The following is a 12,281-nucleotide window of genomic DNA, read 5'->3' as shown; positions in this document are numbered from 1 at the left end:
AAGTGGAATTTATAATGAGCTTATTGCTAACGTATAAAGCCTTACATATCTTTTTTATGATTGCCTGGTTTGCAGGGATTTTTTATCTGCCACGTCTCTTTGTGTATCACGCGATGACTGAAGAAAAATCTTGTAGCTCAATGCTCAAAATCATGGAGCGCCGCCTACTCTATTTTGTAACTCCATTTGCTATTCTCACCGCGGTGTTTGGAGTCTTAACGATTACAGAATATGGACGTGAGTGGTTTAAACACAGTATGTGGCTGCACTACAAACTGACCTTAGTGATTTTACTTTATATTTATCATGGCTATTGCTTTAAATTGCTTGCCGATTTTAAACATGATCGTAATCGTAAAAGCGACAAGTTCTATCGTTTTTTCAACGAATTTCCCGTACTAATCCTATTAGCCATTGTCTTTCTTGCCGTTTTAAAACCTGCACTGTAACCGTGCATTATTGGGGGTACTTGGGTATAATATGCGCCCAAGTAACCGCCCACAATCTGCGTGTTATCTGGTTGGGTGAGCGACCTTGCAACCCGGTAGTCAATTTGTCTTTAGGAATCGCCAAATGTTCAGTTTCCAAGGTGAAAACATTCTTTCTGTCAATCAATTAGACAGAGATTCAATTGAACACATCTTCTCCATTGCCAAAAAAATGGAACCCTATGCTAAAAAGCAAAAACGTACCCAAGTACTTAATGGGGCGATTTTGGCAAATCTATTTTTTGAACCAAGCACGAGAACACGCGTAAGTTTCGGCACCGCATTTAACCTGCTGGGAGGCCTAGTCCGTGAAACCACAGGTATGCAAAGCTCAGCACTGGCAAAAGGCGAATCTTTGTACGATACCGCCCGTGTGATTTCAGCTTATGCTGACGCCGTGGCAATGCGCCACCCAGACGCAGGCTCAGTAGCCGAGTTTGCAACCGGTTCCGATGTTCCTGTCATCAACGGTGGCGATGGTCCTAATGAACACCCAACTCAAGCACTGTTGGACTTACTGACGATTGACCGAGAGCTTAGCCGCTTTGGCACTGGAATTGACGGCATGCACATCGCCCTAGTCGGTGATTTAAAATACGGCCGCACCGTGCATTCTTTATCAAAGTTACTTAGCCACTACAAAGATATCCGCTTTACAATGGTTGCACCGGATGGCTTACAAATGCCTCAGTCTATTTTAGATGTCGTAGACAATGCCGGTCATCGTATTGAAGTCGTGTCTAAGATGGAAGGCAATTTAGCTGCCGATATCGTTTACCAGACTCGTATTCAAGAAGAGCGTTTCCCTTCTCAAGAAGAAGCAAACAAATACCGTGGTGGTTTTAGGATCAGCCAAGCGATTTATGACGCTCACTGTAAGCCTAGCTCAGTATTAATGCACCCGTTACCTCGCGACAGCCGTAGTGATGCAAACGAGCTAGACAACGACCTAAATAACAACGACAACCTAGCTATCTTCCGCCAAGTTCAAAATGGTGTATTGATCCGTATGGCACTTTTTGCCCTAACGCTAGGTGTTGAAAACCAAGTGGAAAAACACGAGGTAGAAGTACCTTGGTTTAGCCGCAAACGTGAAAGCTAAAAAGGATCGACAATGACAATCAGTCAAGACTTATTTAAACGCGCCCAAGACTCAATCCCTGGAGGCGTTAACTCTCCTGTTCGCGCTTTTAATGGTGTAGGTGGTACGCCACTATTTATCACCAAAGCCGAAGGCGTTCACACCTTTGATGCCGACGGTAAACAGTACATTGATTATGTGGGTTCTTGGGGCCCGATGATCTTAGGTCATAACCATCCTGAGATTAAACAAGCAGTGCTTGAAGCGGTTGAAAATGGCCTATCGTACGGCGCGCCGACGGAAACTGAAATCCTAATGGCGGAAAAAGTAAAAGCGCTAGTACCATCTATTGAAAAAGTACGCATGGTAAGCTCTGGTACAGAAGCGACCATGAGCGCTATTCGCCTTGCTCGTGGTTACACCGGCCGCGATAAGATCTTAAAGTTTGAAGGCTGTTACCACGGTCACGCTGACTCTTTGCTTGTTAAAGCAGGTTCTGGTGCACTTACCATGGGCGTGCCTAACTCCCCTGGTATTCCTGCCGATTTTGCTAAGCATACGTTAACGGTTTCATTTAATAACCTTGATGAAGTAAAAGCGATTTTTGAGCAGTACAAAGATCAAATCGCCTGTGTGATCATCGAACCTGTTGCTGGAAACATGAACTGTATTCCACCGGTAGAAGGCTTTTTAGAAGGCCTGCGCGAAGTATGTACTGACAATCAAAGTGTGCTTATCTTTGATGAAGTCATGACGGGTTTCCGTGTTGCACTTGGTGGTGCTCAACAGTACTACAACATCACCCCAGACTTAACCTGTTTAGGTAAAGTGATTGGTGGCGGTATGCCAGTGGGTGCGTTTGGCGGTAAAAAAGAAATCATGGATTACATCGCCCCAGTTGGTCCTGTTTATCAAGCGGGCACGCTATCTGGTAACCCAATTGCCATGGCCGCCGGTTTAAAAGCGCTAGAGCTACTTTCAAAAGAAGGGCTGCACGCAGAGCTTGAAGCTAAGAGTAAAGCCCTGTGTGAAGGCTTCCAAGCGGCTGCTGATGAAACAGGTATCGCGCTTACGACTAACTACGCAGGTGGTATGTTTGGCTTCTTCTTTACTGACGCTAAAAAAGTAACCAGCTATCAGCAAGCAACTGAATGCGATCTAGAGCGCTTCAAAAAGTTCTTCCATCTGATGCTAGATGAAGGCGTTTATTTAGCCCCATCTGCATTCGAAGCGGGTTTCGTGAGCACAATGCATTCTGACGAAGAAATCGCTAACACTATCAATGCTGCAAAGCGTGCATTTGCCAAGTTGTAATCACAGATTACAACCCATATTAGTTTGTATTTAAAAAGCCCGCTCAGGGCTTTTTTTGTTTTTTCAGCTACGCTTTGAATAAGCTTTTCAAAAGCTTCGGTCTATTTAACCTAGACTCAAGTTATTTAGGCGCACTTAGGTAATAACGCTGTGCTAAGTTAAAACTATCATACAGAGGAAGTGATGGCTGGATTTAATACACTCATTAATCCTGCAACCCGTTTGATGGCGCGGTTGCGATACAAAACCAAAATGGCCGTTGTATTTGGTATTTTATTACTACCGCTAAGCCTCAGCTTGTTTTTTCTAAACAGTGTACTTAACCATTCTATTTCTGTCAGTGAGATGCAGAGGCAAGGGCTCACGCTTTACCCTAGTATGTTGGAAAACATTTTAGCGGGTAAAGCTTCCGATAATTCAATTTTATTGCAACGCGCTAAACTACCTAAAGTGAGCGCCGCAGGCGCAAGCGCCCTTGAACAGCTCTCTATTGCCTCTCAACTTGCCGTCGATGATGATCTTGGACGCAGTTACCTGAATCGCACGCTTGTTGAATCTGCGCCAAGACTCATATCGCAAATCAATCAAATTGAGGCGCAGGCACGCGATATCATCAGTAGAGGCAGTTTTACTCCAGATAGTTTTATTGCACTATCCAATTTAAACAAAGGATTACCTGTCGTCACGACACAATTTTCAGGCAAACTTAACATTGCTATCAATGATAACCAGCAACTCAAAAAGCAGCTCAGTCAGCCCTTAGCTGAGCTTGAGTCTAGTCTCTCTGATTACCAGCAAGCGGTGAAAACAGGCTTGTTAGACCCTGATGAACTAGCACTGTCACAAGCGCAATTTAACCGTTACTACCAAAGTGCAAGTGATGCTATCAAGCAGTTTGTTAATGTTGCAACACCCACGCTTGCCGCGCTTGTCGCTGAAAAACAAAACCAGCAACGGTGGATCAGAAACACCGTTGCCTTGGCTTCACTACTCGCACTGATCATCGCTATTTATCTTATGGTTGGCTTTTACTCCTCGGTCATGGGCACCATCACGACTTTCTCACATGCAGCGCAGAGCGCTTCCCGAGGGGATTTAAGCATCAAAGCGCAGACAACTGGTTCCGACGAGCTTAGCCAAATTATTGAACAATTTAATGCGGTACTACATGCCTTTATCTCTTTGCTTGGTAACGTTCGATTAAGTAGTGACGAGCTACAGCATGCAACAAGAACACTCAATAAAATAAGCCAAGATACTGAGAAGGACGTTGCCCAGCAGGAGAATAAAATCCAGTCTATCCACCATTCTCTCGAGAATATGGCACAGTCCGCTCGCTCGGTTGAGGATGCCGCATTTAGCGCAACAGAGCTGGCCTCCGTAGCAGCCAAACAAGTAAAGCAAAGTAGCGTCAATACCACAGCCCTTGCAGAGCAAATGACCGAACTACAAGCTGAGTTTCAACAAAGTCGTGCAGCCTTAGATAAGCTCGCGGAAGACACGCAAAACATTAGTCAGGTGAGCTCCGCGATTAGAGAGATTGCCGAGCAAACCAATTTACTCGCGCTCAATGCCGCAATTGAGGCTGCTCGTGCAGGTGAACAAGGCCGAGGATTTGCGGTGGTAGCGGATGAGGTTAGAACGCTTGCGCAAAGAACGCAGCAACAAACGGAAGAAATACACAATATTATTCAATCTTTACAAGCTGCATCCAGAGACACGCAAGACAAAATGCGCAGCAGTGAAGACAATATGGCGCAAAGTGTTATCGCCGCAAATGATACTAATGAAGTCCTACAGCACGCAGAGCAAAGCATGCGAGACATAGACGAGCAAGGGAAACTGATCAGTCAGCTGGTACAGCAACAAACCCAAGCGACCGAACACGCATTGAATGAATCATCTGAGATCAGTAACTTAGCACAGCATACTCTGGGTTCCGCAAGAGCGACCCAAAGCGATGCACAAAAGCTTGGCAAGCTCTCACAAACTTTAAATAAAGAAATCGATAAATTTAAAGCTTAGAGACTGTGCTAGCGTCAACAAACCCTAGTAGCCAAGACTTGGTTCAACATCCAGGTCTTGGTTCGAACATGCTCTCTCTAATAGGTAGCTGCAATACAGGACCACAACTCGGAGGCGACTGCTTACCCGTTTTCGGATTGATAAACGCCCAGCGAATGGATTTTGGACGCTCATCAACAATCGCTTGTGGGTTTAGTGGTTTTAGGTAACGAATATAGAGCTCAAGCGCCCCTTGGCTGCCCGTTAATCCCGTTGGCTTGTTATCATCACGACCAATCCAAGCAACGGTGACCGTATTTTGGTCAAAACCGGCAAACCAGCTGTCTCTTAAATCATTACTCGTCCCCGTTTTCCCTGCAAGTTGAATTGAGGGGAAGTGAAGATTGAGGCGTTTTGCAGTGCCTTTTTTGGTTACGCGTTTCATACCGTATTTCGTCATGTATACCGCGTCGCTGTCTAGCGTTTGGCTTTTTTGTACCGGATGTTCGTATACCAGCTTACCCAGTGAATCGGTGATAGCCATGACGCTGGTCAACTCGCTCTGCTTACCATCTGCAGCAAGCGTGGTGTACGCCTCTGCAATATCAAAACTAGATAGCTCTAACGCGCCCAATAATAAAGAAGGATAAAGTGGAATCGACTTAGAGACACCAAGGTCATTCAAAGTTTGTGCGACTCGATTAACCCCCACATCCAAACCAAGGTTTACTGCCGGAATATTGATGCTATTGCTGAACGCTTCAAACATTGGCACTTGGCCTCTGAATTTATGATCAAAGTTCTCTGGAGACCAGACCTTACCTGAACCGTCTGTCACTTCAAGGGGGCTGTCATCAAGCAGCATGCCCAAATGGTAGTTTGGATTCGACAAAGCACTCAAATAAATAGCGGGCTTGACCAGTGAACCTATATTACGCTCGGTGTCTAATACCCGATTAAAACCTGAAAACTTCAACTGACGACCAGCAACTAACGCCGATACACCCGCTTTTTCAACATTAACTGACAGCATGGCAGTTTCTAAATCTTCCGTTTTAAAGCGACGCTCTAAGTAAGGTAAGCCCTTTTTAACGGCATCTTCCATCGCCGTTTGCTTTTGTAAATCGAGATAGGTAAAAATCCGAATTCCAGAGTCGACAATGTCATCATCAGGCACCAGTTTCTTTAACTCGCGATTCACCAGCTCCAAATATCCAGGATAAGACTGCATACGGCTCGCTTTTAAAGGCTGTACATCAATCGGCCTTGCCAGCGCTGCGCGATATTCGGGCGTTGTGATAAGGCCATTTTCTACCATTAGCCTCAAGACTAAATCACGCCTTTCCATTACCCGCTCAGGATAGCGTCTTGGGTTATAAAAAGATGGCCCTTTAACCATCGCAACTAACATAGCGACTTGGTCAAACTCAAGCTCGTCCACTGGCTTACCAAAATAAAAATCGGCCGCAAGCCCCATACCATGAACGCCTTGATTATAGGCTTGTCCCAAAAACACTTCGTTTAAATAGGCTTCGAGGATTTCATCTTTGCTGTAACGGAAATCTAAAATCAATGCGATGAACGCTTCATTCACCTTGCGGATTAAGGTGCGATCTCTGGTGAGATAAAAGTTCTTTGCGAGCTGTTGTGTAAGCGTACTGCCACCTTGCACAGTTCGCCCAGCTTTGATGTTGGCATACAGCGCACGTAAAATAGACAGCGCAGAAACACCATGATGTTGGTAAAAGTCTCTATCCTCTACCACCAGCAGTGTTTCTTTTAAAATATTAGGGAATTTATCGAACGGAACAAACTCTCTGTCTTGACGCGATTCATTGCCGATCCGAGCAATTTGCACCGGTTCTAAGCGAGCGCCAGCTAAGCGCCGACCTTGATTATCGACAATATTGGCAAGCTTTTTACCAGCAAAATTAAGCGTAAAAATACGCGCTGTTTCTGGGCCATCGTAGAATTCGAACGCGCGACGATGAATGGTGATTGTACGACCTTGAACGGTATACTGACCGGTACGGCTGATACGATTTACACGAGAATAGTTAAGCCGCTTCAGCTCCCACAGCACTTCATCCTCATTAAGGAACTGATCAGGAAAAAACTGCATCGATCTGGCATAAACTTGAACGGGAAGTTCCCACTTATTACCCTCAAACTGCCGGCTTATTTTCGCGTCTAAGTAGATGATATAGATTGCAACAAGGAATATCGCTGCAATAGTCCCCTTCCAAAAGAAAGACCACAACGTGCTCAGTACACGGCTTTTAATTCTTTGCATCTTAGAACCGTTTTGCTGGGTATTGTTTTTACGCGAAGTGTTCGCTTTGACGTTTGATTTGTTGGCAGGTGTTCTTTTCTTTTTATCCGTCATGACCCAAGTAAAACTAAAAAATGAATCGCAAGATGGTAGGGTAACCTAAATTAACAACTGCTGAAAGTAGAATAATATTTATAAAGAAAAGTGAGCCCTACTGGACCCACTTTGTTTAGACAACGAGAACTTTACAATATTGACCGAGAGCCAAATTGGTATTACTGTCCGCGAACTGTCACGAACTCGGGATAGGCATCTACGCCACAATCATGTTGATCCATACCGCTTAGCTCTTCTTCTTCGCCAACGCGGATCCCCATGCTCGCTTTCAATACACTCCAGACAATATAAGAAGCAATGAAAACAAAACCTAAAATAGTGATAAGTCCCACAGCCTGACCTTGGAAAGTAGCGTCTGAGTTTGAAAATGGCACCATCATCACACCCAGCGCACCGCATATACCGTGAACAGAGATAGCACCGACAGGGTCATCAATTTTTGCCTTATCTAACGCAACGATACTAAACACCACCAATGCACCACCTATGGCACCGAGGATAAGCGCTAATACAGGTGTTGGAGAGGCAGGCTCTGCGGTAATGGTCACCAGACCTGCTAGTGCACCATTAAGCACCATAGTTAAATCCGCCTTGCCCCACATTAATTTACACACCAACAGTGCAGCCACCGCACCTGCAGCCGCCGCCGCGTTGGTATTTAGCATGATTTGGCTGACCGCGATGGCATTTTCTTTGTCGGCAAGGAACAGTTGAGATCCGCCGTTAAAGCCAAACCACCCCATCCACAAAATAAAGGTGCCTAGTGTAGCCAGTGGCATGTTGGAGCCTGGAATTGGGTAAATCTCACCATTTTTGCCATATTTTCCTTTGCGCGCACCAAGTAACAAAACACCCGCTAGTGCCGCAGCAGCACCGGCACCATGCACAATGGCAGAGCCGGCAAAGTCAACAAAGCCAAGCTCAGATAAGAAACCACCGCCCCACGTCCAATAGCCTTCTAATGGGTAGATAAAACCAGTTAACACCACACAAAATGCTAAAAACGCCCACAATTTCATACGCTCAGCAACAGCGCCCGAGACAATTGACATGGCCGTTGCAACAAATACTACTTGGAAGAAAAAGTCGGATTGCAGTGCATGGTCGGCATCCTTAGCAGCACTGCCAATGAGCGCACCAAGACTTGGTAAAACCCCACCTTCGGCATTATCGACATACATGATGTTGTAACCAATAAGCAAATACATAGTACAAGCAATAGCGTACAGTGCGACGTTCTTGGTAAGGATTTCAGTGGTATTTTTTGAGCGTACTAATCCCGCTTCAAGCATAGCGAATCCGGCTGCCATCCACATAACTAAGACGCCAGAGATCAAAAAGTAAAAGGTATTTAATGAAAATTTTAGTTCTATTATTGTATTTTCCATTGCCTGGCTCCCCTTAAATGGCTTCTTCATCAAGTTCGCCGGTACGGATCCGAACAACTTGGTCTAAGTCGTAAACAAAGATTTTTCCATCACCAATTTTTCCAGTGAACGCAGCTTTTGTAACCGTTTCCACAACACGCTCGGCGTTTTCGCTTAACGTCGCAATTTCTATTTTTATTTTTGGAATGAAATCGACTTGATATTCTGCACCGCGATACAGTTCGGTATGACCGCGCTGACGTCCAAACCCTTTAACGTCAACAACCGTCATACCTTCAATCCCCAGATCGGCTAACGCTTCACGTACCTCATCAAGCTTAAATGGTTTTATTATTGCACTTATCATTTTCATGCTGAGTCCCCTTAGGACAGTTGATCCTGTTGTATGCAGTAATCCAACCTTTGTGCCAAATTTTTTATTCCTTAATTAACAATGAATTAAAGTAGGAGATAGAATTTCACGCATAAAAAATGCACCATCTAGGTGCATTGATATAAAGACTGAACTGAGTTGGTGCATAAACACCCAAATAACGAAAAGCTAATGCGCGATAACGCAATTTCGTTGTTTGTCCTTCGCTTTATAGAGCGCTTTATCAGCTTTGCGCATTACTTCGCTTAGACTCTTTGATTGGCAAGCCGCGAGGCCAATACTGATGGTGCAATAATGCTTACCCTCAGGAATTTTGAATGCTTGCTGCGCAAGGCGTTCTCTAAAGTCTTCTAGCATGTGCTTTGCCATCTTCATATCTGAGCTTGGAATAAGCAAAGCAAACTCTTCCCCACCAATACGTGCGACAATGTAGTGACCAAATGCACTACGCAGTAAATCAGCAACTTGTTTAAGTACATCATCACCGCTTTCATGACCATATTGATCATTAATAGATTTAAAATGATCGAGGTCTAACAATGCCAATATATGCTGACTCGGTTTGTTCTTGATTAAACGCTCTGCTTGCTGACAGAAATAACGGCGATTATAAAGTCCTGTTAAATAGTCACGATGCGCATATTCTTTGATTTCTGCAATCAAATTGAGCTGCTCCATCGTCTGCATGATGCGGCAATGAAACTCTTCACTCATAAAAGGTTTTGCCAAAAAGTCATTGGCGCCGTATTTGATAAACTTTGCTGACAAACCATGACTTCCAGCGCCAGACAGACCAATAATCGCCAACTCATCTCGTCCGCGACTATTACGAACGGATTTCACCAACTCAAAGCCATCCATCGTCGGCATCGCAAAGTCTGTCAGCAGCAGTTTAATTTCATGGTCAGATAGCAACATCTCCAATGCCTGTTCGCCATCTTGCGCCTCAAGCACTGTAAATAATTGCTTTTCAAGCATTTGCTTCATTACCGCTCGACTGATCACAGAATCATCGGCGATCAGCGCCTTGCAACCTTGGTTTCTCAACAGTCTAGATGCTAACTTGACCGCGTATAGGTATGAATCACGGTTGTCTTTAATCACATAATCCACCACGCCCATTTCAAGCATTTGCTGGCGGCTATATTCATCTATTTTTGAGGTCAGCACCACAGTGGGAATTTTGTGGCTGAGCGTAAGCTGCACGACCTCTGCGTCCATCGCATCGGGCAGCGTTAAATCTACCAGCGCCAATGTATATTGGTGCTGTGCTAAGAAGTCCTTACTTTCCTTGAGGGACCAAGCAAAATCGATTTCGACATCTAGATGCTGAGCAGCAAGGTGTCGCAATACCTGTTGTACGACTTTACTGTCTTCAACAATTAAAATTCTTTGCATGGATTGAGATCTCTTAAGTACAACGAGAAGCGCAGTGAAACAAGAATTTAACGGGGCTAAATACTTTATTACTACATAATAAAGTACTAAATATACGCGAATCTTGCACTAAAAAAAACCAAATCGGCTCAAATTCGTTACTTTTCGATAAACGAGGTTACAACAGCCTATTTTTCAAACCTGCCGTTTTTTTTGTTGAGTTTGTCTCAATGGCTTTGAATTTCAGATGAAATACTTCTTTAATGCAGACATACCGACTGCAATACCGAGGAAGCAATGAAAAAACTACTACCACTATTGCTCGTGAGTTGTGCCCTACTCTCAGCGCCAAGCATAGCTGAAGAGCACAACCGCGCAATTGAGATAGATCATAAAATAACAACTGAGCATAGAGCCGAAATAAAAGGTGAACGTATTAACTACACCGCGACAACAGGCACACAGCCGGTGTGGAATGAAAACGGCGACGCAGTTGCAACGTTGCATTACACCTACTACAAGCGCACAAAAATCAAAGATATGAGCAAACGTCCGCTGTTGATTTCATTTAACGGTGGTCCGGGCTCTGCTTCCGTGTGGATGCACATTGCCTATACTGGCCCAAGAGTATTAAAAATTGATGACGAAGGATATCCACTGCAACCTTACGGCTTGAAAGATAACCCATATTCAGTGCTAGATGTTGCCGATATTGTTTATGTAAACCCAGTCAACACAGGTTATTCTCGCGTACTCAAAAATGCTGAAGGTAAATATCCTAGTAAAGCCGAACAAACAAAGATGTTTTTTGGCGTCAACGCGGACGTGAAGTACTTAGCCGAATGGCTCAATACATTTATTCATCGCAATGAGCGTATGCTTTCCCCTAAGTACCTGATTGGTGAGAGCTACGGCACGACTCGAGTGTCAGGTCTTGCGCACGCGATGCAAAACAACCAGTGGCTTTACCTCAATGGCGTGGTGTTGGTATCTCCTACGGAAATCGGCATTAAACGAGAAGGTCCGGTTGAAGTGGCAAACCGTTTACCGTATTACGCTGCCGCCGCTTGGTACCACAAAGCGTTGTCTTCTGAATTGCAAAATAAAAATTTACTCGAAGTACTTGCAGAGGTTGAACAATATACGGTTGATCAGTATCTTCCCGCACTCGCCAAAGGCGCATTTATCAGTGTCCAAGAAAAGCAAAGTGTGACACAGGCCGTTGCTAAATATAGTGGCTTAAGCGAGCGCTTTGTAGCTCAAAACAACCTAGATATTCCTACTGCGGCATTTTGGAAAGAGCTATTGCGTGAGCGTGGCTATACGCTTGGTCGGTTGGACTCACGCTATCTTGGTATTGATAAAAGAGACGCAGGTTCTCGCCCTGATTATTGGCCTGAGCTGACCTCTTGGTTGCACTCATTTACGCCAGCGATTAATCATTACTTCGCAACGGAGCTCAACTATAAAACCGATGTAAAATATAATATGTTTGGTTCAGTTTACCCTTGGGATAACAGCGATAATAATGTCGGTGAGCAATTACGATTAGCAATGGCACAAAACCCTTACCTAAACGTGATGATCCAATCTGGCTATTACGATGGCGCAACGAATTACTTTGATGCCAAGTACAATATGTGGCAACTCGATCCGAGCGGAAAAATGCGTGATCGCTTAAGCTTTAAAGGTTACCGCTCCGGACACATGATGTACCTGCGTCATGAAGATTTACAAAAGTCGAACGAAGATCTCCGCGAATTTATCTTAAAAACAACCCCCAAAGCGGATCAGTCAGCACTTTACTAAATTTCCAACCCATTGTGGCCGCGCAAGCGGTCACTTATCTTAATGCTCACCAGATTGT

Annotated in this window: 9 protein-coding genes; 5 read left to right on the top strand and 4 right to left on the bottom strand. The window is 44.6% G+C overall.

The window, feature by feature from the left end:
• Positions 1-14: 14 nt before the first annotated feature.
• From MHN30_RS00590 to MHN30_RS00575, 4 genes are all read left to right on the top strand, one after another.
• Positions 15-449 carry a CopD family protein gene (locus MHN30_RS00590; protein ID WP_010606087.1) on the top strand — a complete coding sequence of 145 codons (435 nt, stop codon included), beginning with the start codon at positions 15-17 and terminating at the stop codon, positions 447-449.
• Between the two features lie 124 nt (positions 450-573).
• Positions 574-1,590: an aspartate carbamoyltransferase gene (locus MHN30_RS00585; RefSeq protein WP_010372246.1), complete on the top strand. Its 1,017-nt coding sequence runs from the start codon at positions 574-576 to the stop codon at positions 1,588-1,590.
• Between the two features lie 12 nt (positions 1,591-1,602).
• The gene (hemL, locus tag MHN30_RS00580; protein WP_039493759.1) at positions 1,603-2,883 is read left to right on the top strand and encodes a glutamate-1-semialdehyde 2,1-aminomutase; all 1,281 of its coding nucleotides are present in this window, start codon (positions 1,603-1,605) and stop codon (positions 2,881-2,883) included.
• Between the two features lie 183 nt (positions 2,884-3,066).
• A complete protein-coding gene (locus MHN30_RS00575; protein ID WP_130163539.1) occupies positions 3,067-4,908 on the top strand; it encodes a methyl-accepting chemotaxis protein in 1,842 nt (613 codons plus the stop codon).
• Positions 4,909-4,951: 43 nt separating this feature from the next.
• Here MHN30_RS00575 and mrcB read toward each other — a convergent pair whose 3' ends face one another.
• The 4 genes from mrcB to MHN30_RS00555 all read right to left on the bottom strand — a co-directional run bounded on the left by mrcB (position 4,952) and on the right by MHN30_RS00555 (position 10,435).
• Positions 4,952-7,273: a penicillin-binding protein 1B gene (gene mrcB / locus MHN30_RS00570; RefSeq protein ID WP_045987692.1), complete on the bottom strand. Its 2,322-nt coding sequence runs from the start codon at positions 7,271-7,273 to the stop codon at positions 4,952-4,954.
• A 161-nt stretch (positions 7,274-7,434) separates the two neighbouring features.
• Positions 7,435-8,664: an ammonium transporter gene (locus MHN30_RS00565; RefSeq protein ID WP_045987693.1), complete on the bottom strand. Its 1,230-nt coding sequence runs from the start codon at positions 8,662-8,664 to the stop codon at positions 7,435-7,437.
• 13 nt (positions 8,665-8,677) lie between these two features.
• The gene (locus MHN30_RS00560; protein WP_010372259.1) at positions 8,678-9,016 is read right to left on the bottom strand and encodes a P-II family nitrogen regulator; all 339 of its coding nucleotides are present in this window, start codon (positions 9,014-9,016) and stop codon (positions 8,678-8,680) included.
• 189 nt (positions 9,017-9,205) lie between these two features.
• Positions 9,206-10,435, bottom strand: coding sequence for a diguanylate cyclase (locus MHN30_RS00555; RefSeq protein WP_010372263.1), 1,230 nt, complete (start codon positions 10,433-10,435; stop codon positions 9,206-9,208).
• 276 nt (positions 10,436-10,711) lie between these two features.
• Here MHN30_RS00555 and MHN30_RS00550 point away from each other — a divergent pair, with 276 nt between their 5' ends.
• Positions 10,712-12,223, top strand: a complete 1,512-nt coding sequence (locus tag MHN30_RS00550) for a carboxypeptidase (protein ID WP_239356941.1) — start codon at positions 10,712-10,714, stop codon at positions 12,221-12,223.
• The last annotated feature ends 58 nt before the right edge of the window (positions 12,224-12,281 follow it).

The organism is Pseudoalteromonas sp. OF7H-1, from assembly GCF_022347825.1.
Taxonomy (GTDB): Bacteria; Pseudomonadota; Gammaproteobacteria; order Enterobacterales; family Alteromonadaceae; genus Pseudoalteromonas; species Pseudoalteromonas maricaloris.
The sequence above is the reverse complement of the archived record's forward strand: the minus strand, read 5'-3'. Positions and strand labels throughout refer to the sequence as shown.